Annotated in this window: 16 protein-coding genes; 3 read left to right on the top strand and 13 right to left on the bottom strand. The window is 58.5% G+C overall.

Annotation, left to right across the window (positions count from 1 at the left end; all coding sequences use genetic code 11):
* Positions 1-29: 29 nt before the first annotated feature.
* The 3 genes from atpG to atpH form a co-directional block, all read right to left on the bottom strand.
* Positions 30-908, bottom strand: coding sequence for an ATP synthase F1 subunit gamma (gene atpG, locus H8K03_09885; protein ID UVT22170.1), 879 nt, complete (start codon positions 906-908; stop codon positions 30-32).
* A gap of 146 nt (positions 909-1,054) precedes the next feature.
* Positions 1,055-2,572 carry a F0F1 ATP synthase subunit alpha gene (locus tag H8K03_09890; GenBank protein ID UVT22171.1) on the bottom strand — a complete coding sequence of 506 codons (1,518 nt, stop codon included), beginning with the start codon at positions 2,570-2,572 and terminating at the stop codon, positions 1,055-1,057.
* Positions 2,573-2,581: 9 nt separating this feature from the next.
* Positions 2,582-3,121 carry an ATP synthase F1 subunit delta gene (gene atpH / locus H8K03_09895; protein UVT22172.1) on the bottom strand — a complete coding sequence of 180 codons (540 nt, stop codon included), beginning with the start codon at positions 3,119-3,121 and terminating at the stop codon, positions 2,582-2,584.
* Between the two features lie 244 nt (positions 3,122-3,365).
* On the opposite strand from atpH, the gene H8K03_09900 reads away from it, so the two are divergent.
* Positions 3,366-4,448 carry a HEAT repeat domain-containing protein gene (locus H8K03_09900; protein ID UVT22173.1) on the top strand — a complete coding sequence of 361 codons (1,083 nt, stop codon included), beginning with the start codon at positions 3,366-3,368 and terminating at the stop codon, positions 4,446-4,448.
* A 42-nt stretch (positions 4,449-4,490) separates the two neighbouring features.
* Here H8K03_09900 and H8K03_09905 read toward each other — a convergent pair whose 3' ends face one another.
* Positions 4,491-5,105, bottom strand: a complete 615-nt coding sequence (locus H8K03_09905) for an ABATE domain-containing protein (GenBank protein ID UVT22174.1) — start codon at positions 5,103-5,105, stop codon at positions 4,491-4,493.
* Positions 5,106-5,253: 148 nt separating this feature from the next.
* On the opposite strand from H8K03_09905, the gene H8K03_09910 reads away from it, so the two are divergent.
* Together H8K03_09910 and H8K03_09915 are read left to right on the top strand one after the other, a co-directional pair.
* Positions 5,254-5,628 carry a DsrE family protein gene (locus H8K03_09910; GenBank protein ID UVT22175.1) on the top strand — a complete coding sequence of 125 codons (375 nt, stop codon included), beginning with the start codon at positions 5,254-5,256 and terminating at the stop codon, positions 5,626-5,628.
* 70 nt (positions 5,629-5,698) lie between these two features.
* On the top strand, positions 5,699-6,319 hold the full coding sequence (locus H8K03_09915; protein UVT22176.1) for a pyridoxamine 5'-phosphate oxidase family protein: 621 nt from the start codon (positions 5,699-5,701) through the stop codon (positions 6,317-6,319).
* Positions 6,320-6,361: 42 nt separating this feature from the next.
* Here H8K03_09915 and H8K03_09920 read toward each other — a convergent pair whose 3' ends face one another.
* The 9 genes from H8K03_09920 to H8K03_09960 form a co-directional block, all read right to left on the bottom strand.
* Positions 6,362-8,101 (bottom strand): hypothetical protein, encoded by a 1,740-nt coding sequence (locus tag H8K03_09920; protein UVT22177.1) that lies wholly within the window; start codon positions 8,099-8,101, stop codon positions 6,362-6,364.
* A gap of 2 nt (positions 8,102-8,103) precedes the next feature.
* Entirely contained in the window at positions 8,104-13,422 is a 5,319-nt protein-coding gene (locus H8K03_09925; GenBank protein UVT22178.1) for a hypothetical protein, read from the bottom strand.
* Between the two features lie 24 nt (positions 13,423-13,446).
* The gene (locus tag H8K03_09930) at positions 13,447-14,259 is read right to left on the bottom strand and encodes a hypothetical protein (protein ID UVT22179.1); all 813 of its coding nucleotides are present in this window, start codon (positions 14,257-14,259) and stop codon (positions 13,447-13,449) included.
* A gap of 21 nt (positions 14,260-14,280) precedes the next feature.
* Positions 14,281-16,899: a hypothetical protein gene (locus H8K03_09935; protein UVT22180.1), complete on the bottom strand. Its 2,619-nt coding sequence runs from the start codon at positions 16,897-16,899 to the stop codon at positions 14,281-14,283.
* 20 nt (positions 16,900-16,919) lie between these two features.
* Complete coding sequence (locus H8K03_09940; protein UVT22181.1) at positions 16,920-20,252, bottom strand: hypothetical protein; 3,333 nt, start codon at positions 20,250-20,252, stop codon at positions 16,920-16,922.
* A gap of 9 nt (positions 20,253-20,261) precedes the next feature.
* Positions 20,262-22,367, bottom strand: coding sequence for a hypothetical protein (locus H8K03_09945; GenBank protein UVT22182.1), 2,106 nt, complete (start codon positions 22,365-22,367; stop codon positions 20,262-20,264).
* Between the two features lie 205 nt (positions 22,368-22,572).
* Entirely contained in the window at positions 22,573-23,595 is a 1,023-nt protein-coding gene (locus H8K03_09950; protein ID UVT22183.1) for an OmpA family protein, read from the bottom strand.
* Between the two features lie 71 nt (positions 23,596-23,666).
* A complete protein-coding gene (mscL, locus tag H8K03_09955) occupies positions 23,667-24,089 on the bottom strand; it encodes a large-conductance mechanosensitive channel protein MscL (protein ID UVT22184.1) in 423 nt (140 codons plus the stop codon).
* 275 nt (positions 24,090-24,364) lie between these two features.
* Positions 24,365-25,468 carry a DUF481 domain-containing protein gene (locus H8K03_09960; protein UVT22185.1) on the bottom strand — a complete coding sequence of 368 codons (1,104 nt, stop codon included), beginning with the start codon at positions 25,466-25,468 and terminating at the stop codon, positions 24,365-24,367.
* Between the last annotated feature and the right edge of the window lie 94 nt (positions 25,469-25,562).

Consider the following 25,562-nt stretch of genomic DNA (forward strand, 5'->3'; position numbering starts at 1 on the left):
GGAAACTCCTTTCGACGAAACGGAGTCGGCTACTTCAGCGCCTCGGCGCCGCCGACAATATCCATCAGTTCCTTCGTAATCGCAGCCTGTCTAGTCTTGTTGTAGTAGAGCGTCACTTTCTTGATGAGCTGTCCGGCGTTGCGCGTGGCGCCATCCATGGCAGCCATGCGGGCGCCGTGTTCGGCGGCTGCGGACTCCAACAAGATCCGATACGTCTGCACCTGGAAATGTTTCGGTACCAGGGCGCTCAACAGTTCCGCTTCATCTGGCTCGTACAGATAACTGCCGCTTGTCGGTGCGTCGGCTTGGGCCGTACCAAACTCCACCTGGGCGTCGACTGGAAAGAGCTTTTCGACAATCACACGCTGCTGAATGGCGGACTTGAACTCGTTGTAGACAACATACAGCTCGTCGAACGTCGCCTTCACAAAGTTATCCGTCAGATCACCGCCGATATCGAGCGCATGCTCGAAACTTAGCTTGTCGAAGATTCCGGTCCATTCCTGCCGGATCGGCCAGGCACGGCGACGGAAGTAGTCGCGGCCCTTCCGGCCGATGATACTCAGATTGACTTGCAGACCACGCGCTTCGCATTGCCGCACGAATTCGGCGCTTTTGCGGACGATGTTGCCGTTGAAGCCACCGCACAACCCACGATCGCTCGTGACAACAAGCACCTCGATCTTCTTCCCGTCGCGCTTCTGCAGAAGCGGATGAGAGGAGCGGTTCACGCGTTGGCTCAGATTACTCAACACCCCGCGCATTTTGTGCGCATAGGGACGGGCGGCCAAAATACGGTCCTGCGACCGCTTGAGCTTTGCCGCGGCCACCATCTTCATGGCCTTGGTGATTTTCTGGGTATTCTTAAACGCTGCGATCTTCCTGCGCAGACTTTGTAAACTTGGCATGCGTCCCGATGAAAACGGTCCCCAACTTTGTTCTCAGTCGCCCTCCTTCTTGCGACGTACATGCACCGTACGCCTCAGTCGTCGGGCTCCCTGCGGCCTCGTTGGTTGACCGTTTTGATCGGCCGCAAGGAGAAATCTTTGATCCGTTACTTCGCTCCGAATCCCATCTTTTGTTTGAAGGTCGAGATGATTTCTTTCAGGCGGCCGCCGACCTTGTCGTCGATCTTGCCGATGGTCGTGACTTCCTTCTTCAGCTCCGGATGGTTCTGTTGAATATAGTGGAGCAGATCGCTCTCGAACTGCTGCACCTTGTCCACCGCCACATCATCCAAGAAACCCTGCGTACCCGCGTAGATCGAGAGCACCTGGTCGGCCACCGGCATGGGCTTATATTGGCCCTGCTTGAGCAACTCCACCATGCGGACGCCGCGCGCCAGCTGCATCTGAGTCGCTTTATCCAGTTCGCTGCCGAACTGGGAGAACGCCGCCATTTCCCGATATTGGGCGAGGTCCAGTCGAAGGGTACCAGCCACCTGTTTCATGGTTTTGATCTGCGCGGATCCGCCGACTCGGGACACCGACAGACCGACGTTGATCGCCGGACGGATACCGGAGTAGAAGAGATCGCTACCGAGATAGATCTGGCCGTCGGTGATCGAGATGACGTTCGTCGGAATGTACGCAGACACGTCGCCGGCTTGGGTCTCGATGATGGGAAGCGCCGTGAGACTGCCGCCGCCGAGCTTGTCACTCAGCTTGGCCGCGCGCTCCAACAACCGGGAATGCAGGTAGAACACATCGCCCGGATAGGCTTCTCGTCCCGGCGGACGGCGGAGCAACAGCGACAGCTGCCGATACGCCACTGCATGCTTCGACAAATCGTCGTACACGATCAGCGCATGCTTGCCGTTATCGCGGAAATATTCGCCGATTGCCGCGCCGGAGAAGGGCGCGAGGAACTGCATCGGGGCCGGGTCGCTTGCACTGGCTGAGACCACCATGCTGTATTCCATGGCATGGTTCTCTTCGAGCGTCTTCACGACACGGGCGACGGTCGACCGCTTTTGTCCGACCGCCACGTAAATACAGAATACGCCGAGGCCCTTTTGATTGATGATCGTATCGACTGCGATGGCGGTCTTGCCGGTTTGGCGGTCGCCGATGATCAACTCGCGCTGGCCACGGCCGATTGGGATCATGGCGTCGATAGCCTTGATACCCGTCTGCAGCGGTTCGCGGACGGACTGACGGGTGTTCACACCGGGGGCGACGACTTCGATACGTGAGGAATGCGGCGACTTGATCGGGCCCTTCCCGTCGATCGGTTGACCGATCGCGTTCACAACCCGACCGACCAGCGCTTCACCGACCGGAATTTCCGCGATGCGGCCGGTTCGCTTGACCGGATCGCCTTCTTTGATCCCCACATCGTCGCCCATCAACACGGCGCCGACATTGTCTTCTTCGAGGTTGAGCGCAATCCCGTACAAACCGCCCGGGAACTCGAGCATCTCGCCGGCCATGGCCCCGTCAAGACCATAGACCTTGGCAATCCCGTCGCCGACCTGAATGACAGAGCCGGTCTCCTTGACATCGACCTGCTGGTCGAAGCCTTTGATCTTCTCCTTGATGATGGCACTGATCTCTTCTGCCCTGATCTGCATGGCTGCTCCTTATTCTCGCGTCAACACCACTTGCAAATCGCGCAAGCGACCTCGGACGGTACTGTCCACCACCGTGCTGCCGATATGGATCTGCAAACCTGCGAGGTGGCCCGCGTCGGTCTGAAACGTCACATCCACTTCGCGCTTCAGCGTTTCACGCAGGCGCGTTTTGATACGATCTTGCTCACCGGAGGATAGCACTGTTGCCGAGGAAACCGTCACGGGCTGAGTCCCCTTGGATTCATCAACGAGTTTCCCGAATGCACCGGCGATCTCAGGGAGAAACCCCACTCGGTTTTTCTTCACCAATTGTCCGAGAAACGCTTTGCCGGTCGGAGGGCATCCGAGTTTGTCCGCGATGGCGGTCAACACGGCAATCTTCTCTTCCACCCCAAATGCCGGCGAGGTCACGACGTGGCGGAGTTGGTCCGATTCCTTGATAGCCTCACCAAGGCCCTTGAGCGTCGCCCGTGTTACTTCGGTGGTCGATTGATCCAGGAGCTCGAAGAGGGCTTGAGCGTAACGTCGCGCAACTGTTGTCTTAATCACCGTTCCAGATCCACATTCGTTATTTGGACAAACCTAAAGGGTTCGTGCGGGCCACGAAGTAGAGCGGTGAAAACTAGCATCGGAAGCCATGAGCTGTCAATACGATCCAGGGGACAAGATGTTCTCAAATTTATTGGTTGAATACGACGGGTGTATACTGAGAGCTGATTAGGGATTAGACTTCGGTCATTCATGCGGTCTCGCCCACGTCCGGAGGCCGATACGGGTGGGCCGGAGGTGCTCTTTGCGAAAACAATTGGCATTGTCTGCCTTTACGCTATGCCTAGTACTCGGCTGGCTTCATTCTTCGGCGCTGGCCTACCGAGAATACTTCACAACGGAACAGAGAGCTCAGCTCGAAAAGATTCAAACTATTCTGATTGAAGTGATGACACTTACAGATGCAGGTTGGGCTGATTCCGGTGTCATGGCCGACGTCGTAGCCCAACGGCTACGGGAGGCCGGTTACGAGGTTGTTCGGGACCCGGCCACGCAAAATGATGTCCTTTTTCGCGTGAAGTGCGAGCAGCGCAAGACCTGGGAGGGCACAACGGCGACCGGCGGAGATGCAGATCTTCCCGATGCCCCGTCGCGCCTCTGGAGAGGCCCGGCCTGCCAGCTGACCTATGTCCTCGGAGGCATGAAGATCAAGTGGCAGAAAGAAGTACGCACGGAGTTTGAGGATGCCGTGGCTGCCGCGCAGACGGCGCAGGCAGCCGATCCCGGCATCTATGCCATGGCGAAGTTGCAGGAGGCACTGGAGAAATATGAGTTCCCCCTGCTCTTAGCCGCGGAATGGGGCCACGCCGATCGCCTTCTCAAGATGCTTGATTCGCCGGATACGGGCCAGGCTCGGAAAATCAAAATCATGTCCCTCCTGGGAGAAATGCAGGCCGACGAGGCTCTACCAAAATTGAAGGAAGCGCTGAAAGACCGGGATCTTGCCAAACAGGCGCTCGTCGCCATGGGCAATCTGGGAAGAGACGGCATTCCACTGCTCATCGACATGATGAATTCCTCGCCTCAACTGGAAATTCAGGCGGCTGCAGCGAAAGGACTGGGGCAGATCGGAGGAATCAATGGAGACGCCTCGGTCGTGCCGCCGTTGTTGGCAAAGCTTCAGGACCCGAAGAGTGATTGGGGAGTCCTGACAGAGGTGGCGTGGGCGCTCGGAAAGATCCCGGATAAACGGTCGATCCAACCTCTCTATGATATTGATAAGAAGCTTCAAGCCATCCGCGACCCGGACAATGTGGTCCTCAAGAAGCTCAAAGAAGCCGTCTTCTGGGCGATCAAACAATGTGACACGTGGGATCAGTACAGCTGAGCTTGTTTGCCGGTATGAGGTTCGGTGCTTTGGAAAGGCCGCTTAGAGACCAGCCTTAGTCCGACTTCTTCGATAGTGCGCCGCCACTTTCATCCGATTTCCGCACATCTGCATGCTGCACCAGTTCCGCGTGTGATTTTTAGTCGTATCTAAAAAATAAAGAACGCAGGCGGCATTGGCGCATTTCTTGATCAAACACAAACGGTCGGAGCTGAGCAGATCGCACGCCGCTCCCAAAAAGGGAGCGAGCAGCTCCACCTGCTGTGTCGCCAATGAATGGAAGCGCTGTGTGATGCCTTCCTTGGTTCGGAGAAGCTCGGGGTAGCCGGGACGCTGAGCCAAGAACTGATTCATGGTGTTGATGGCTGAACCGGGCACAGCGCCGCCGACTGCGACCCGTTCGGCGATGGTTCGGAGCGTTGCCCGCAAGGTCTTTGCCCGTTCAAGCAAGGACGCGGCCTCTTCATTGTTCAGGTGAGACTTGGCGGCCTTGGCCTGGGACACCGGAAGAAGTCTTGCTCGTATCAGCCACCCGAAAAGATCATCAAAGGTCTCGAGCAGCTCTCTCGGCTCTCCTTTCACCACCAACTGGGTATTGATCAAATCCAAACACGGGTGGTTGCCCACAAACAGAAACCTCTGCGATCTGTTCTTCATCGGTTTCCTTCCTCTATTGATAGATAACCTACAAAGGGCTTGTTGACAAGTTAGTCCTCTGTTGATATAACCTTCTATCTAGTCTTTAGATGGTTAGTATGGTTCGTGGCCCCCTCTCAAAAAGGCGGCTAACTTCAAGGGAGGATGTATGAAAACGGTCGTGGTGATTATGTCCGATCCAAAGAGCGGTTCAGAGGAGGCCCTCGGGAGAGTCTTCAACGCGCTGGCGCTCGCCTCGGAATGCAAGCAAAAGGGCGACGAAGTCGCCGTGGTGTTCAACGGGACGGGCACCCGGTGGCCCGTCGAACTCGCCAAGCTCACGCATCCGGCCAACGCACTCTACAATTCGGTTCGCGATGCGGTACAAGGCGTCTCATGCGGGTGTGCCGAGGTGTTTGGAGCGAAGGAAGGGGCTGAATCCTGTGGTGTGCCGCTCAAGAACGATCATGCGCTAGCCGGAACTGCCGGCCTGTTGAGCCTGCGCCGGTATGTCGCGGAGGGATGGAACACCGTGGTGTTCTGAGACAGAAATAGCGGGAAGATCGACGTGTAGCCAAGAGGCGTTGCAGGTCGATGTGACGGAGGATGAGACGATGGCAATGAAATATCTGGATCTGGCGATCACGGAGTCGGTACGCCGAGCACAGAAGTACTATTATGGCCATGCGGCCAGAATCGCCGATGCGCCGGACCGCGATCCACTCGGCGAAGCGGAGATCGAGTTCATTGCGGCAAGAGACAGCTTCTACTTGGGCACCGTCAACGAAAACGGATGGCCCTATGTCCAGCATCGAGGAGGGCCGAAAGGATTTTTGCACGTTCTCAACCCGGCCACGCTGGTGTTCGCCGACTACCGGGGCAATCGACAACTCTTGAGCACGGGTAATCTATCGGTCAACAACCGCGTGTCGCTGTTCCTTATGGACTATAAAAATCGGGAGCGGCTTAAAATTTTCGGATATGCCCGCGTCGAAGATGCACGGTCGCATCCGGAACTCGTGTCGCAACTCTCGATCGTAACCTCGGTGCCGAATGTGGAGCGACTCGTGGTCATCGACGTCGTGTCGTTCGACTGGAACTGCTCGAAGTACATCACGCCCAGATATTCGGTAGAAGAAGTCGAAGAGCTTGCGGGCTCCCTCCGGGCACACATCGCCGCGTTGGAAACCGCTCTCCATGCGGCAAGAACGGGATCGGCGCTCCCTGCGGGATGAACATCGAGTTGTGAGTCTTGTTCCGCTTCCTCGACGAATCGCTTATGACAGCGACGAATCTCCGGGCGACTGTGCTGAATCGAAGCGCAAGCCGCTCGAGCCTTCGCCTCGTCCAGGCTGCTTCCGTCGCCCGATCCACAAATAAGTCGATCCATCGGTCCAGCGGGCATATTGGTACGTACGCGTGACCCGGACCCCTTCGCGGGGAACCTCTTCATCCTGCAGGAGCAGTTCTCGCCCCGGTTCAAGGATGCGTCCGAGTGGTTCCAGCAATCGACCCAGTTCTCCGGCTTCTATCTCCGGAATGACACCACGCTTGAGTCGAATGGAATCGCCTGCCAGAACGGGGAGCAGCGGGATCCAATACTCCGGCACTGTCGTGCCCAGCCGATAGATCAGTGCGTCGACCTCCGCGCCCTCAACGGGAGAAGTTGGGTCCTCCTGCTCCTTCTGATGCTGAGCCTCTTGGTACGCTTCATACCGGTCGAGAGGGTCTCCTGCTTCACTTTCGACGATTCGCTCGACTCCCCATGCGACATTGGCCATCTCGTCTCGCAGAAACAACACCTCCTCACAGGGCTGGCTGTGCAAGCTGGGGCCCAACACCGGGGGGAGAAAGAAAAGGCGTTGAGAATCGTCGGTAAGCCCAAACATCTGCCATGGCGATATCGGTCCCTCCACCTGGCTTGTGTGAGGAATGAGGATGCGCTCGCCGAACGTATTCGTGACGACAAGTGCTCGAATCTGACAGAGTGATCCGACAGGCAATTCAATCGGGATCGCAAACCAGTCGTTACTGTATTCGAGGGCGAACTTCACCAAGAGCAGCCTGGCCAGGTCATAAGGCGCCGCATTGATTTGCGCCAAATTGACGGCGCCCTCTTCGAAGTCCCAGAATCGGGAGGACGGCATGCCACGAAACGTCACCGGGGCGGGAAGAAACGCGCGGGAGATGGAAGCTCTCGCCTCGCCGGCCCCCAAGGTCTCACCCGGACGGACAACGAACGAAAACCAGTCCAGTGTGCCTTCGAAGTATTCCGGCGCCGCGAGTACGACCTCTCCGTCTCCTGTCTTGCCGGAGACAGCAAACTCATATTCCATCCTTTCAGGAATCCACGCCGCCGGGACACCAGGCTGGTGAAACAACGTATCGTACCAGGTGAGCCATGCGGTGATGCCCTGGATGACTTTTTGCCGGTTATTACCGGTGATTTGATCGAACGGAGATTCCTGAAAGAACTCTTCCAGGGCATTGCGCGTACGCAGTGCGGCGAGTCGCGTACGGAGTCGAACTCCGTCCAAGGCACGCCCCCCTACCACCTGAAGAAACTGCTGACTGTCACTGTCCAGGCGACGGCGTTGCTCAGCGGATGGTTTGGCGAGCACATATTCGCTGCTCAACCAGACGGAGCGAGAGAGACCCGCTCCACTGAGATCAAGCAATCGAAGCAAGTGCTGTCCCGTCTTGACGGATTGCCTCCAGTTGCGTGCTCCGTCAGAGACGACCGATTCGCATTCCACCAACGTCTCAAGCGGCACTGCAGAAGCCTCATAGCTGCTCGCCGGCTGTGTTTCGGAAGGAGCGCCGGGACGATACCGAGTCACCAAAGCGGTGTCCGCCACGACGTGCGTGGATGCCGCCGAACCGGCATCTTCGCCTTTGAATTCACCGAATTGCCACTGCCGAGCCAGCATCCAGAGTGGATCGTGAATGCGTGCTTGCAGGCCATCCTGCAAATCAGGATTTGTCGTAGTCGGTTCAATGCGAATCTGTGACGCCATCGCTAGTCTCCGGTCGAACGGTCAATGACACTGGAAAGGTCAATGCTGGTCCCATCGAAGAGCAGGGCCGGCATCGAGAGATCGGTGGCCGCCGATCCGCCGGGATCCGATGATCGCTTACCCGCATAGTCCCATGTTGCTGTGCCGTCCCACAGAGTGAACGCCAGACCGTCCACTGCCCGTCCTTCCAATCCCACCAAGGCGGCCGGGACTTCCAAACGCACCCATCGGCCCGCCGGAGGAAGGAGTCCCATGAATTGACGGCTTACCGTGCCGTCACTTCCCCACGGGATCAAATTTTCTCCCCAATAGGCACGGTGTTCCCATGTACCGTCGTGCCACTGCAGCATGAGCTGACGCGGCAAGCGTTGCGGATCGAGGTACACGTGAGCAAACAATCGATCGCCCACACTCACGAACAACGGAAACTTCGCGCCTTGAAAGAAATGTTGATGGAGTTCCGGCACAAGAGCCGATTGATGGGCTTTTCTTCCCGAGAGAGGGTCCGGGTGGGCACGAATCCATGTCCAGCCTTCCCCGTCTCCGAATGGGCTGGCGCCGGCAGGCAGCTCGTCGTCAACCCAAATTGTTTCTCCCCGACTTTCAGGTGCGACCGCTCGTAGGCGCATCAGATCGGTCGTCTCCTGCATGATGGCCTCGAGACTGTTCAGATCCCAGACTTCTCGCTGATCGGCGGAGACGGCGAGAAGCAACGCCTGCGGGGGAGCGCTGTTCGGACCGTCGTAGTGAAACGCGACACCTGTGGTCTCCTGAGGGCTTGGAACGACCTCCACCCATTCATCGATCAGTAGTCCTGTCAGCGGCTGATCGAAGCGAATCGCTTGACCGAACGGAATTTGTGCCACGAGCGACAGGCGCCCCCGAGGAATGGATTGATTAGGCCCGCTTGGCAACGCCACCCACCGATCCTGCCCTGCAAAGGGCAATTGGCCGACCTGGAGATTGAGATGCGCCTGCTCCCCAAGCGTCTCGGCATACAGCATCGCCGTCTCCAGGCGCATCGCACCCTGGCGAACATGGGCCACGCGTTGGAACCAGGTGACGGCTGCCAGCGGATCGTTGCCTTGCAAGGAGAGACTCGCGTCGAACGTTTCGGTCAATTGCGCGGCATTGGCCGGTGCGATGTGGGGAAGCGCGAGAAAATCCGATCCGAAGACAGTCTTCAATCGAGCAAGGTCATGCTCCCGCTGCTCCTCAGACAGCGCATGTGCGCGATCGAACGCACGATCGGCATCGGCAATACGAGACAGCCGTCCTTGCATTTCTGCAGCAACAGAACGCACCTGCGCGAGCAAGAGCGATTGCACCTCCAAGCCCGACCCCACCGCATCCAACGGAACGGCTGCCGGGATGCCGAATGCCGCGCTTCGCATCAATCCCGTGCGAAGTGTTTCGAGATCGAGCGCGGCGTCGGCGCTCTCACTAGGCGGAAGCATCCGCTGAAGATTTTGGCTCGCTTCTGTGAACGACCGCACGGCCTGATCCACTCGGCGACTCAGCTCTAGACTCTGGACGCCTGATACAGCCGGTGACTCCGGAAGCGAGAGATCACGTCCATCGATCGACCGCGCGTTGGCAAACAACCGACGCAGGGTGCGGGTCATTTCGAGGAACTCCCCTACGCTGACGACATCACTCGGCCAATCGGGGTCACGCTCGAAGCGCAGTCGGATCTGTACCTGAGCGGGGATCGTGGCCGGTCGCGTACGGAGCATGTGATTCGACCAACGCTGCTCCAGTTCCGCGCGTTGCGCGTGCGCCTGTCCCTCTGCCATGAACACCGCGTCGAGCGGCGAAAGTTTCAGCGCTGCGAGTTCGCCTTCGAGCGTGTGAACGACGCCGGCGGTTGCGGGATCGACGTAATCAATTCGACAGCGGACCTTGGCGGGATTCGGCAGAAGGGTGGCAGCCCAGGCGTTGAGTGTCGGCTCTGCAGCGGCGCGCACCTGCTCAGGGCCGGTCGGCCACGTCGAGATCGTTCCCCCGGGTGTCGCAGGAAACAACACGCAGAGACGATGTGTCAAGCCGATGCCGCTTCGTGGGGTGCGAATGACATCCAATTCGGGAGGCGGCAACTCACCCGTGGCGATGGCATCCAGCGTCGCCCCGGAACGAAGCGGATTACCTTGAACGAGTTGATACACACTTTCCGCCACCACCGTGTCACCCACGGCATCGACAAGATCGTCCAGGCTTTTCAGCTGTTCGATCAATGCATTGAAATCAGTTGTGCCGGGATTCGGAAAGCCCAGCGTCGTATTGCCGAATGGGATGGTCGTGACGTCCCAGCGCGGCTGACCTGAGGGACTTGACTGACTGTCCTTCCACCTGCGGTGCAGATCCAGACCGTCCACGACATTGTTGGCCGGCAAGGCCTCAAGGGCTTGGTTCCACCGTTGGGCCAGCAGTGTCGCCAATTCATTTCTCGCCGCCGCCAGGCCGGCTTCGGCCCTGCCCGCTAGGCCCTCCTCCTTGTCGATCGCCTGCCGCTCGAACTGTGCGGCAAGCTCCTCGTTGTGCGCAATCGCGCGTTCTGCCGCGGGAATCGACTCGAGAATCGTAGCATCAAGAAGTCTCGCCGTTGCTTGTTCTGCGTGTGCGTGGTCTGTATCACGGGCGTTCACCACAGCGCGGGCTACAGCAGCCTGGGCGATAGCCGTAGAACGATTTTGATCGAGCTCTTCAAGGCGGTTGGCCCATAGGTCCGCGTCCCGTTGCTCGAGTAATTCAACGGTCATGCGGCCGCTTACCACATCACCTATACGACCCTCCGGCTTCGCGCTCTCGTGCTGGGCCAAGGTCTGAGCAATCTGTCCAACGAGTGCCTCGGCATTCTGGGCCTGCTGCGCTGTCGCTGCGATGGTGTCGAGCTCGGCGCGATAACTCTGCAGCAGCCCTTCCCGTTCGGTCTTGAGGGACCTCACATCCGTCGCGCTTTGAGCCGCCTGATCCCGCTTCATCCGCAACACCGCAACCTCTTGCGCGAGCCTTTCAGCCAGCACGACTTTCCGGCGCGCATCGGCAAGCCGGTCATCCTCTTTCAGGCTCGCCAACGCCCGGAATCGGTGGATAAAGCGATCAAGTCCGCTTTCATGGAGCCCTCGCTCGAAGCGATACCCGAGCAAGGAGGCCAGCGATTGCCCTTGGCGGACTCCGTCAAGCATCCATTTAGCTCGATGGACGCGATCGGACGAGAGATTGACGGCAAACGGACTGTCTTTTCCATCACCAGTCTGCTTATGAGACAGATAGCCGCTTCGCAGGATCGCAGCCGTCGCCGCGTGGGCAAGAGAGGGCGTATGGACATGGCCTTGGTTGCCGTTCGCCAAGAAGAGAGGAGCCTCTACCCCTGCAGGAGGCGAGGAGACTGCTTGAAGCGGAACCGCCGCACGCCGCACGTCCTCCACCCAGCCATAGGCTCCAATGCGAATTCCTGTCGGCTGAGACGTTCGAAGAGCGGCCAGCCGTCTGGTGGCCAACGAGGTGCCCCACGCATCGAGCCGCAACGTTGTGAGGTCGATCACTTCGGCAAGCAACGACTGTCGTACATCGTCCGGCAAGGTCAACAGAAAATTCAGTGCGGGATCGGGATGAGCGGCCAAGGCCTGCTTCAGCAGCAGATCTCGAAGCGATGCAGCGACAAGCGGTAGCGGGACCGGCGGAGTCCGGCTCGCATCCGAGAATTCTCGTTGGGCATACCCAGCCGAGGTCGCCTGCTGAGCCAACAACGCAACCGGGTTGTCCTCCGTCAGCGTGCTGAGTGCGCGGGGGATGAGTTGGCGGCGTATCTGACGCTGCTCGAGCCACCAACTTGCCAGTCCTGGTTCTGGACCAGTGGTCACGTTGGAGGTCCAACGGTCGAACGCGGCCACGGGCAAGATGCCGTATGGTTGTGTGTCGACCCGCAAGACCGGGAAAGGACCGCGCGCCCGCACAAACCCCATGAAGTGCTCGCGGAGCATATCTTGACTGATAGAAGCAGACAGTTGCCGCAACAAGGCGCTGTCGCAGGCAGATAACAGCGCCGTGTTCATGGCCTCAGCGTGACGTTGATCCGTGCCATCTGCTCCACGAACGTGTGCAAAGACGGCAAGGGGCAGTCCCAAGGCTTGCGCCGTCAGTTGACCGTCGGATCCGGCTTGGGCCAGCGATGCTTCCCGTTCAACGGCAAACGTCACGTCGGCATCTCGGCCGGAACGATATCCAGATGAGCTCTCAGCCGTGTTGTTGGTCGGTGTATTCTGGCCGATGAACGCTACGCCGTCGGAATAATGGTGCGCATCGAAAAGACTGGCGAGTCGCGCAGCGGTCGCCGGAGCATCCAGTGAAGCTTTGATTCCAAGGACAACCACACGTTCAAAACCAGCCTTGACCTGTTCTTCGGTGAGGACGATTCGAACCCCCATGCCGACTGATTCGGCCGTTGCAAAATCGATCATCCAACGCATGCCTTCATCGATGGGCAGGTTGTCATGGTCAGGGAGAGCCCCGGTCTCTTGCGGAGCGGGACCCACCGCCAACTGATCGGGAATCTGATTGCCCCATGCGGTAATCAGCGGGCGTTCGCCGCGATAGGCGAGCACGACCCACCGGTCCGGTAGGACTCGCGTATGGGGAGCGCGGGTCCACACATCGGCTCGCCGTCCAGGAGACCTCGATTGACCGGGGTCCAACGCCGTGGCAATCCACGCTGCGCGTGGTGAGCCGAATCGGTCCGCAAGTTGCCGCCAGGCTTGCCGGTTTATCTCTGCCGGATCTTGGCCTTGGGGAATGGTGGTGACCCGCGTCCAATACTCCCGTCCCCACTGTTCTTCCTCGACGGTCAACTCCGGCTCATGCGAATCGACGTGAATGTCATCGGGATAGACACGCACCAAGAGTTCGGTGCCGGCTTCACCGCTTCTCGCCATGAATCTGGTTTCCAGACGGACGGGCAACAACAAGAGTGGTTGTGCGGTGGCCACTCTCCCGCTCAAGCGGTCCGTCCCGAGAAGTCGCGCGGTTGCGGCATCGCGAGCGGTCCGGTGGTCGGTCAGCCGGGCCGATAGGGTGGCGACCTTGTTCTTCGCTTGCTCCACTGCTCGCTGCGCCACAGGAATTTGCTGCTGCACCTGCGCCAGCTCGCTCTGCCATTGTGCCCGATCACTCGTCAGTTTGGTCACGAGCCGCTTGGCCGCTTGGGCATTCAGGACAGCACGGCTATGTATCCGCTGAAGTCCCAGTAGCCGTGTCCTCCAGGCGCGCAGCACCGCGGGGCGGACACGATCCGGAATTTCAGGTCCCTCACCGATCGGCTTCACGCGGGTATTCCTTTTCTCATCATCTTAGAGAGGCCCTTCGTCAAATGCGGCTGTGATGTTGGTTTCAGCTTCGGCCAGTTCGCGCTGTGCCGATTGGAGTCTCGCTTGAGCATCGGGAAGCCTCGTCGTCGCGTCCGCGATTCGGTTCATGAGATCATCACGGCGAGCGATGAGGCCGCGCAACTGTTCTTCGGCGTCTTCCTGTTCGAGACGTGCCTGAACGCGCGCATCTTCCAACTCAAACACGCGCACCGAAAGTTCTGCGGCCAACTGCTCCACCGTTTTACGGTCGAGCGGCTCTCGGTCGATCTGCGCGTTCACATCGGCGATGTTCGTGATCCGCTGTTGCAGCGTCTGCTGACGCGCCTGGACTTCGGCAATCGCGGTCTGCGTGGCGACGACTCCCGCTTGTGCGTCGCCCACCTGTCGCTCGGCCCCCTGCACGACCGCCCGTGCCTGAGCCACAGCAGCCTGGCCGCCTCCCAGTCTCGCACGAGTAGCCGCCGCCTGCGTTCGAGCCAGGTCTCTTTGTCGCTTGAGAGCAGCAAGCAGTCGTCGCCACTCCAGCGGTGAGATACCCGGCTCAGGCTCGGAAGCGTCGAGAATTTGCTGATCCAAATCAGCCACCCGACTGTCCGCATCGTTGACCGCATCCTGTAATGGAGAAACTTCCGCTTGTCTCTGTGCCAGCTGTGCCTGCGCCACAGATACTTGCGCCTGCGCGGCGGTCACTGCTTGCTGTTGAGCGCTCAGCTTGGTGGTCAGAGCGGATTGCTCCACGACGACAGCCTGTAATTCAGCCTGAAGTCGCGTTCGTTCTTCTTCCAAGTAGGGCATGGTGCGCTCTCCCGTAATGCGCTACGTCCGTAACCACGTTCTGGCGTGGATGGCCACGCGGAAGGGCGGCTGCCGCGTGATCGATGCCATGTGCGCCGAGTTCTTCCCCCAGAGGATGTTGTCACGCACGACGTTTTTCAACAGTCCATCGATGGGCACATAGACAAGTTGCTTGAATGTCTCTTCACTTGAGGCCAAGTTGCCCCACGAGAGATCGGACCAATGGTCCGGTGTGCCGCCGAACGTTTTGGCCACATCCAATCCAAATCGCGGTTCCGTTGGTTGCTCTTGGAGCACGAAGAACCAGCCGGGATGACCGCTGTTCTGGCTATTATCCGCACCACGCACGATGGATTTGGTTAAGGCAAACCCGAGCATGGTGGTATCCGGCGCCTGCGTGGCTCGAAACATGGGATACAGCTCATTGGTGCCCAATTCACGGCGGGTGCCGTCGGCCGACCAGATCCCCTCTACGGCGTAGACCATGGCACGAGGATAGCGGCGAAGCAAATCTCCGCGAATCAAGAGGACCAGCTGGCCTTCGCTCGATCCCTGTGCCCCATGACTGCCAAGATGGCTTTCGTCACTCCATGTCGCAATTGCAGTGATATCCCGGCGGGCCTCGCGCTCTTGCTCGCTGCCCTCAAGCAGATCCCCCTGGGCGTCCCAAAACTGGCGAAAGTAAGTGCCGCGCTGATCGGTTGGGAACCCTCGCCACAACAGCTCACGGCTCATTTCGTGGTTGAGGCCCACCATATAAGCTTCGATGAATGAGGGATTCGTTTGGAGCAACGCGATACTGTTGGCGGGGACCTGATCCATGCCGGGCAGCAGCATATCGGGGAACGCATCCCGCATTGGCTCATACATGGGTTGGGGAAAGGTCGGGGCAAAAAGGGCGACGTCGATGCTTTCGGCGGAAGGGACCGTTTCACGCACTGCTGTCAGTACGGTTGCCTTGGGATCGAGCTGCGTCAGGATGTTCGCTTTCAGTCCGGCCCAGTCGGCAGCCAACTGAATGCGTCGATGCGTCTCGCTCAGCGTTGCGGCGGCAAACAGACGAGACGTGTCCGCCTCGCGTCTGCTGAATGGGGCAGGAATCTGGTTGCTCAGACGCGCGGCATCGATGTGGCCGAGCCGTGTGGCCAGCGGCCCGCGAGGCCGATTGAAACGACGAAAGGTACCCGAAAGCGCGGCATGTCCGACTAGACGCCGAGGATCGGACGGTAACCCGGCCGGCGGCGCCAAATCTTTGAGGCTACCAAGCGTAGGACCGGCGAACTGGAGCAGTCTCGAAGGATCGAGAGACGCCAGATGTTTTTTCACCAGCGAGCCGCCGACCGTTTCGGCCAACTGCGCACGCTTCAAGCGCAGATTGTCCTGCTTCTTTTTTTCGAGCTGATCCCACGCCGATGCCATAAGCTGTTCTTGATCCTGCTGCACGACATAGGTGCCCAGACCAGCCGCGACACGATACCGGGGGTCCGAATTCAGTTCGCGAAACCAATGTGGAGGCTGACTTGCCGCTGGAACCGTTTCCTGTTTCGCGTACCACTGACCGTAGAGCGGCGGGCCCAACGTGGCCGGTGTACCGGTCGAATTGAGGGAAGCCGGAATATTGAGAATCGTGCGAAGGGAGTTTTGAAAGGCAGTACGTGCCGGTTCCGGCCAGTCGCGCGGGTTCGTTTCGGGGGTCCGAAGCGCTCCTTCGAGATCAAGCACGGTCCCGTCAGACCCTCTCGGCTTGGAGGGCATTCCCCAACCCGGCGCGCTGATGTCGAGTTGGCGCAATCCGATGGTCTCGGGAAGCGGCTTCGCTTCAATACGCCGGGCAAGCGATTCAAAATCGCCTTCAATCCCTGTACGGAATTCCCAGTGGAAATAGACCGGCAGCGTGAGAGTAGCGGTTGTGCCTGCTCCTGAACTTGCAGACCAGGCCGCCTTCATGGCCTGTTCCTCTTCGGGCGTAACGGCCTCGCCAAGACCGGTTTTCAGACCAACCTCGAAGGTTGGTACCAGACAAGCATAGTACGCCGTGTTGGGATCGAGACGACGCGGACTGAGAAGTCGTGACAGAGTTCGCTCGGGGTGTTGATTCAAAATCTGCTTGAGTGCCGGATGTGGCGACGGATCGGGAGGGGCTTGGTCGCTCGACACGATTTGCGCGTGTGCCCAGGCCCAAGATTCTTCGAGATTGGGTAATTCCCCTCGTGGGCACTCGAGTACCGAGAGTGGTTTACCGGCATCCGTCGTGAGTGTCGCTCCCTCCTTTTTCACGACAATCAAGCAAATCCACGGAAGGAGTCGTCGATTGCCATCCGCGTTCGCGGGAGTGAAAAGCCAGGGGAAATCCGGCCGATCGAATTCGATACTCGGGAAATAGTTCGGCTCGAAATCGGTCATGAAACGAGGCGGCTCGAGCCGAATCACTTCTCGAGCATCCAGACCCGTCACATCGCCGGGTCCATAGAGCTGCGCGTCGATGTCAACGGGCTGGCCGTCGTTCACCCGCAAACGGACGGGATACTCAAGGCGCCCGGCGTTCGTAGCAGGTGATCCTCCAACATTCGACAAGTCCGCGAGAAGTCCCTGTCTCAACCAGGAAAAGAATCGATATGTGGCTTGCGGCAGATCGGGCATGGAGTCTGGGTCCCTTCCGGTTACGCCACGAGCTCAGCGGCGCGATAGCGGGCTCGGCCGTGGCGGCGCAGCACGGCTTGGCCCGCCGCCCCAAAGACGGCCGCCCGCGTCAGCACCGCCGCCGGCAGGGTGTAGCCCGGCTGCGCCGGCTCCGGCGGCCGCGTCGGATCGAGGATGAGGGTCTCATACCGCAGCGGACCGGTAAGCGCCGGGTCCTCGTCAAAGGCCACCGTGTCCGGCGTGAGGCTCAGCCCCGCCTCGTGCGTCTCAAAGGCCGGCCGCGCGAGCAGTTCGTCGTCCCGCAAATCCTCAAATTGCGCCAAGGCAAACGGCTCCTGCACCGGGGTGGTCGACACCGGTTGCGGCGTCGCACTGCGATTGGTGGCGGTGACGGTCACGGTGGTGGGGCCGCCGCGCAACGGCGCGGTGCCGAGTTTCGTAATCCGGCGCTTGAGCGGGACCACCCGCTCGCGCACGGTCAGCTCCGCTAACGGGTGCACCCGCAGGGTTTGTGCGGCGAGTGTCGTCTCGCGCAGGGTGACGATGGTGGGCTCGGTGCGCGGGAGTGTCGCGCTCCAGTTGCGGCGGTCCCGGAGGGCGTCGGTGACCAAGGCCAGCACATCGACGGCCGCAGGCAACGGGGGCACGGTCCGGGAGCCGAACTGCCGCTCAAAATGCACGGACACTTTGAAGAACAGAATTTTGATGGTGGCCTTGCCCTCTACCTGCCAGGGCGTGGGACCAGCGAGCATCCCGCTGAACGAGATCCCCATCAGCAGACGGCCCCGGTAGCGCAAGGCAATGGCCGCCGCGACATCGACTTGAAACGCCAACGGCGCCAGTTGCACGAGGGCATCGAAGCTCAGCATGCCGTCGAAGCTGAAGCCGCCGCCCGCCGCATGCAAATCCACGCGGGCTCCGAACTGCACGGTGTTGGAGGTGACGGCGAGATAGGCCTGGCAACGCAGCTGCAAGTTGTCGCCATCGGCCAGGGTCAGCGCGAGGCGGCTGAGGACGGGCAGGCCCGCCGGCGCCGGAAATCGTGGATGGACTCCTCCGATGGCCAGCACGAGGTTCGGCTGGCTCCCCCAGCGGGCGCGCAGGGCCATGTCCCCGGTCAGGGTGAAGTCCAGGATGCGCGAGTCGTAGAGCGTGGCATCGAGGGCCACGGTGCCTTCATTGAAATCCAGCACGCCTAAGGCATCCATGCGGATCTGGACCAGCGGATGACTCTGGTTGGGCAGCAGGACTTGCAGCCGGCCCAGCACGATGAGGCGCACCGGTGTCGGCAGTTCGAGCAGCACCGCCAGATCGAGGGTCAACAAGGTGGGCGTGCCCCAGCGCAGTTGGACCATCGGGCCCAGGACATGCCGCCCGGGGGCGGGTGGGAACACGGCCCGCAGGTCGCTCACGAGTTGCGGCGCGTTCCGCACCGGATCACGGGGAAACAGCAGTGAATCCAGGGTGCCGGTCTTGAGTCCTTGGCGCACGGTCTCGGTGCGCACGGTGCGGTTGATGCCCAGCAGGCCCCCGATGCCGGTCAGGGTAAAGCCAAAGCCCAGGGGAATGGGCGTGAACCCCTCGGCGGTGATGAGCAGCACGAGGGAGTAGCCCTTGCTCCCATCGGGCAACCGGGTGCTCAAGAGCCCGATCGCCTTCACGGCGATGCGTTCGCCCAATTCAAGCTGCAGCACCCCGCCGTACTCGCCCTTCGCCGGGTCGAAGAACAGGAATCCGCCCCCCGCCACCCCCGGCCCATTAATCGCCAATCCCACCCCACTCGGCGGCTTGAAGCTCGGAGAGAGGTCGAACAAGCCGAGGTTTCCTTCTCTGAAAGATACGCTGACGGTCACGCCAAGTCGCTCGATCGTGGCAGTGATTGGCCCGATGCTGAGGCTTCCGTTTATGCTCGCTTCTATATCGAATCCGTCCTCTTGAACATCGAAACCCAGATGGAGAGCCTGCAGATGTAATGGACCGACCGATTTGTTCAGAGACAGACTGATATCCAATCCGCCGGCTCCTTGGAAGTAGATGCCTCGTTGGCTCGTCCAGCCGAGCAGGAGGTCGAATGGCGTGTTGATTCGATCTCGACCAATCGTTCCGACTAGAAATCCGTCGGCTTCGGACAACGGCATCACCACGTCAGCGCCGGTGAGAGCAAGTTCAAGAAAACTTTCGTGGCTGGTATCCGTGCTCTTGTCAAACCCACCTTTGAACGAAATCTGTCGGACCGTCAGAGCCGAACCGCCGGGAAATGAGACCAAGGTAAAAGGCGTGCCGTCGGGGTGACCATGACGGAAACCCATCATGACGCGGCCGTTCGCGAGCTTTCCCAAGCTGGGGGCAGTGTGAACCTGTAACGGCAGGTTGGGTCGGAGAATCATCGCCGTACGTCTGAGCACGTCGGCCTGAGCAGAGAGTTCAATGACCGTATCTTCGACTATATGCAGGGGGATTTCGCCATCCACTTGTCCCCGTATGATCGGTAACAGCCCAATGCCACCGTCCTCGGCATTCGGCGAGGTCGGCCTCGCGCCAAACAATGACAGCCCGACAATCAGTCCCCCGATGTCGCCGACTTGTTCGTAGAGATGAGTGATCAGTTGGAGGGATGAATCTGTTTCATCTTCGCGCAGCCGGCGACCGAGAAGAATCTCTTCGGCACGACGTTCCATGGCTTGAAACCGAACCGTCGAGCCGAGTGCACGTAACACCTGACCAATTCGATTAACAAGATCCTCGACGGCAAAATGGGAAGTGCCCCACCCGTATGTTTCTCGCAGATGTCGTGATGGATCTGACAGTAATGCCTTCAGATGATTGTAATGAACGATGGCGCGAATGTGCTCGACCTGATGGATGCTCTCATCGGCTGCGAAATGTTTGAACTCGAAAATGTTCATCAGATGGAGAACGGCGGAAGCTAGCGGAGATGTACTGGAGAGATAACTGGTCAGCAGCAAATCGAAGATTCGTCTAGGAAGCTGCGTATGAATGTTGGTGCGGGAAATATAATCGCCTTGCACGGCGAGGCGCGTCGGCAGCTCGTCGGAATATCGGTTGATGTCCTGGACCAGTTTCCCCATGGCGCTCGCAAGTTCCCCGACGCGAACCGCCATCAATACCTCATCCTCCCATTCGGCTTCGGAAGACTCCAAGACGATATGGAGCTTGGCGAGAAAGTTCGTCAGGTCGATCCCGGTCAGCCCTATCTCTTCCAGTCCGGGTGGGAGCTTCCATCCCAGAAAGTTGACGAATGCGTTGGCCGAGGCGGAAGTCCGCGCGACTTCCTTGAGGATCGACAGGGCCTTACCGAGCCCGAGCGCCGAATTGGTGACCGTATTCCCCATGCTCGACACCTACTGCTCCAACTTCCCGGTTGCGAAGTCGAACTTGTCAGCCGCAGAACGAATCCTGAGATCGTTCGTCTTCACACCCAGCGCGCGGAGATAGGGCTCGGACTCCTTTTCCGGCTGCCAGGCGAGAATCTTCGCCGGGTGTTTCGTCCGTTGGGTAGCCGGTTTCGATGGTTCGAGCTGAAGATTCTTGGATTTATCTTCAGCGCGCTGATTCCAGAACTCAACCCAGCCGGACCCTGGAGTCGGAGGCAGTGACGTGAGGCCAAGATGTTCACCCCAGAGTGATTGGCGAAACGCGGTGACGGTCTGGTTGGGAACCGCCGAATCAGGCTGCTTCTCGCATATCACCACGTTCAACTCCGTCGAGCGAGTCGGCTGCCTTGTCTGGCCAGGATTGGCATGTTGTGTCGGCCGTGCTGTTCCAATCTTGACGGCTGCGACAATAGCGATGACGAGCGGACTTAACAGCCAGATGACGATGCCCATCATCAGTTTCTTCCACCATTTCCCGTCCTCGATCTGATCGGCCAGCTTCTCTTCCACAATAGTGGACAGCTGAATCTGGTTCAGAGATGCGCCGTCCAAGTTAGCGCTACCCACCGTCGCCCACACATCATCAACGATCGCCACTTTGCTGTGGACATAAATGGGCATGATCTCGTATTTCTGGGCGGTTTCTTGACAACTCCAGATGGTGAAGAGGCCGAGGCGCTTCTTTACCAGCGGCTCTCCCAATGCTTTGACGAGATCGGAGCGGAACTGCTTGATCAATTGAATTTGCTTTTCCGGATAACCGGAAACATCCGGTTTGGCGTTCATGACGAGAATGACTTCCAACTTGGACGCTTCCTGCATCCGCATTCGCTCAAGCAAGGCGTCGAAGATCTCCGGCGCGGTAAAATACTGATCTTCGAGATAGACAAAGTTTTTGGCCTGAGCGATGGCGCGTTGGTAAGCCTCCAGCGCGCCGGTTTCTCCATGAGGAAGCGCAGGTCCCCCCGTGTGTGAAGTCGTAAATGTTCCGCCCGGGAGGGTACGAATGACCTGAACGCCGATGCCCGGTTGGGCTGCCGCGGCCTGTCCCGTGGCGGGAGAGAGCGCAGATGATGATGAGTCCGCCGCATTCCATATGGTCGTGAATGTACGGTCGATATGCTCAACGGCCGGCCCTTCCACTTTCACACTGATGTCATGAATCAAGGAACCGCGATGGCGACGATCTTGAATCATATGGTCAGGAGCCCCGAAGTATGATTGCGACATGGTAGAGCCCAATACAAAGGCCGTCTTCCCGTCGAGAATAACCGCCTTCGCATGCATAAAGGACGGAAGGTTGAGCGGGGAAAGAAAAATGGGGAACGAACGGACTCTGGCGCTGCTGTTCTTGAAGAAATCCTCCACCAAGCCGTCGGTGTCGGCGCCGAAGATTCTGCCGAACAGGGGAACATCCTGAACAAGAATGTTGATGGACGCAAGCGTGGCGGCTTTGGTCTTGAGGATTTCATGCACTCTCAACCCATTGACCGGCACATTCTCGGGCGGCGGGTCGGGAACGAATTTAGTGATCAGATTCTTCCCCAGCCAAAAATTCATGTTCATGAAATGGATAGACGTGCCGGCTTTATTGATGTCATCGGTCAGCAGAGGAAACAGTTTCTCCCCGTCTTTCAAAATGACCACTTCGTTGCCGGTGGTCCAGGTGATGGGAGTCCCATCGGCACGAAGATTGGGATTAGTGGGGTCGAGCGTGGCGTTAGTCACCAGCCAGCCTTCGATATTGGCCCGATGGATGTTGATCGTGGTGAGAGTCAGCGTGCCGTCGGTGACGTCCTTGTGCTCGGCGGTCTGATGCAACAATCGCAACCCCGGCCCGTAGATCCTCACGACGATGTCGGGGTTTCTGTCGAGTACCCAGGCCCGGTATTGGTCAGGAGAGTACGCAATGCTGAACGATCCATTGTCATCACTGAAGACCGCCTTGGAGTCCTTGTTAAGGATCTCCTCGGAAAACAGCGGATCGAAATCCACCGCGACGATCGCGAGGCCTTTGATCCCCTTATCCGTTCCGGCGTAGACGACGCGGCCCTGAACGCTTGTATTGGCCATGTTGGTGGCCCAGAAGGAAATGCGGATGTGTTGGTTTACGGAAACTACTCTGGTCGATGAATGGTGTCAACCTGCCGTGTCCTAGACCCACAAGTGAAATGCAGGAGATAGCGTATATTTGGATGACGGAGATCTGAATGACGAAGGGGCTCTCCCTACAGGAGAGCCCTTCTGTTAACGGAAAGCGCACACACTTTTTTCTCGACTACTTGACGATAACCTCAACTCGTCGATTCTTGGCTCGGCCCTCTGCCGTGTTGTTGTTTGCAACCGGATTGCTTTCTCCATGACCAGCAGCCGACAGGTTGCTGGTGAGCCCTCCGCCACGTAAAGCCTGGGCTGCGCTCTCCGCGCGAGCGTCCGATAGCTCCTTATTCGTCGGAAATTTTTTCTTTAAAGCACTCCTGATCGGAACATTGTCGGTGTAGCCGGCCACATGGACCTGCTTTTCCGGAAAGTCTTTCAGGACGCCACCCACTCGTTGCAAGGCATCGGCTCCGGCACGCTTGAGTTGATCTTGGCCTGAGTCAAAGAGATAACCGGAAGCCAAGTTGATCAGAAGACGCTCGCTGTTCAGATCGACCGCAATATTACCCTTGGCGATCTCAGGACGGAGAGCTCGGATCAGCCCACGCTGCGCCTCTTGCAGCTTCGCCGTTTCAGCGGACAAGTCGCCCCGCAGACCAGCGAGTTCCTTGTCACGATCGGCGAGCTGGCTTTCCAGATCAGCCACACGCTGGTTGGCGGCCGCGAGTTCTGCGGCAAGCCGGTCCTTATCCCCACTGTGTTGCCGGGCGGCGGCCAGTTCCGCCGCGAGGCCATCCTTCTCCATTTGCGCTGCCGATAGTTGACTGGCGAGAGTCACAGAGTCGCCGGTACTGGAGCGTAAGGCGACGATCTCCCGATCGCGGTCGGCGAGCTGTCTCTCCAAATCGCTCACGCGGTTGCTCAGCGTTCCATTTTGCTTCCGAGCCGCTTCCAGTTCATCGGCCAATCGTTGCCGATCTCGTTCCAGGGCCGCCAGACGGGCAGCCATTTCTTGTGATGCATCAGGCGGGACGACCTTTGCAGTTGAAGGGCACCCCGAGCCTTGGTGATAGCCGTACCATTGGTCGATACACACGGTCGGCTGCTTGATATACGCATCGGGGTGCTGCTTCAGAAATGATGAACAACCCATCAAGGCAACCAAGATCGCCATGCCTATTGCCGTCTTAAGTGTCCTCATGATGATCTCCTTACCTTCCAGGCACGTGACATACGCCACGCAACCTTCACGCTCCGTGTATCGCTGTCACGCTACTGTCGGCTCTTCAACAGATCGCGGATCTCCATCAACAATTTCTCTTCGTTAGTTGGTGCCGGTGGAGCAGGCGGTGGTGGCGGCGGTGCCTCTTGCCTAAACCGGTTCACCTGCTTGACCAGGATGAAAATGACAAAGGCGATAATGATGAAGTCGAACACGCTTTGGAGAAAGACTCCGTAATTGAGCGTCGGAGCCCCGGCGGCTTTTGCGGCGGCTAAGGATGGAGGTGATGTTCGAGACAGGTCGATGAAGAGACTGGAAAAATCCACTTTTCCCATCAGCAGTCCCATCGGGGGCATGAGAACGTCGCTGACGAGTGACGACACGATCTTGCCGAACGCTCCACCGATGATGACACCGATCGCCATGTCTAGGACGTTGCCCTTCATGGCAAACTCTTTGAACTCTTTCAGCATGCTGCTCCTCCTTTGAGAAAGCGGATCAGTGCGACACCGTAAATAGCCTCAGACTTTCAATTGTCGGTCATTGCGCGTGGAAGTTTCAAGACAAGGAGAACGATAGGCTCGACGGATACTAACAATCTCGTCCAGTGAGGCTGCACAAAGGGAACGGTCGAGGCGTAATCTTTCTCACCCACCCGTCTCGAGTCGCTTTCGCAGCTCTTGTCCGTTGGTGCGTTGAGACCTACACATTATGAGAGCGACGCCGGAGCTTTTGCAGCATGCTCAGCCTATCGTTTACGAGTCGTATCGAAGGCATAGCCGAGCGTGAGCAGGTACAAATTGTCCGTATCGCTGGTGCCGGCAGGCGGCCGATTGTTGTATCGCGTGGTCACCTGGAATCCGCTCGCCAGACTACCTAAAATCCTCAAGCGAAACCCGTTATCCATCGTGTAGTAAAAATCCGAGAAGGTTTGGAGAGACGGGAAAATTTCGTTGTAATGATAGAGCGTGACACGGCCGTCGAACAGGGGCCAATCCAATTTCATGGCCACACGCCCGCGAAAACTTGCCTTATCCGGAAACGGATCACGAAAGTCTTCATTGAAATATGACGGACCCGCTTCAGTGTACAAGGTCATGTCTTTAAAAATGCCGTCGTAGTCTCCGCGCTCAATCCATTGATACCCCGCACCGCTGGAGATCGCAGTTCTCAGCTTCAAGTTTTGTAATCGGTCGTTCTCAAAATAGGCCGACGTATACCAGAAAAACCGTTTAGTGACGAAGAAGTCGAGTTTGATCGTCCCTCGAGCATTCCGAGTGATAAGGCTGCCCGCATTGTCGCCATAGACGTAGCGGCCCAGCAATGTCAACCGAAGCTGCTCGCTTCGAGCCACAAGATCGCCCAGCACGCTGATGTTCCGGAGTTGGCTATTTCCTGTGGCTTGTGAGTACCCGGCATTCAAACTACCGGTGTAAATGACCGGGGGTTGGACCATAGGGTTTACTTGAGTCACCGTATCCATCGGTACCGTCACCGTACTTACTGTCGGCCCTCCCTTGAGTTTCATCATTCCAGGGTCGCTCTCTTCGACGGTTCCGACCAGAACGGATCCTTCCTTCAAATGAAAGGGAATAGGATGAGAGACGGTCAGTTTACTGACCGCTTCCCACTTCACCTTGATGATGTCGCTCACCATGGAGTTTTTAATCTGAAGTATCCCGCCCGTCATCTCTATCACTCCACCATAGATCACACTGCCGTCTTTCAAGGTCACGACGTCCAGTGCCGGAGCTGAAGCCGGTTGCGCTGAGGTGGACTCATCGGCAGCAGAAGCGACGTTCCCCATCATGAAGAGAAGCATCATTACGGCAAACAGAACCGACTGCTTCATGTATCCTCCTTCGTAACTCGGAACCCATCGAGACGGTGAACTTTAGGGCTATACCGTGTTTGCCATGACACCGCAGCAGATGGATGCCGCGTGC

The organism is Nitrospira sp., from assembly GCA_024760545.1.
Taxonomy (GTDB): domain Bacteria; phylum Nitrospirota; class Nitrospiria; order Nitrospirales; family Nitrospiraceae; genus Nitrospira_D.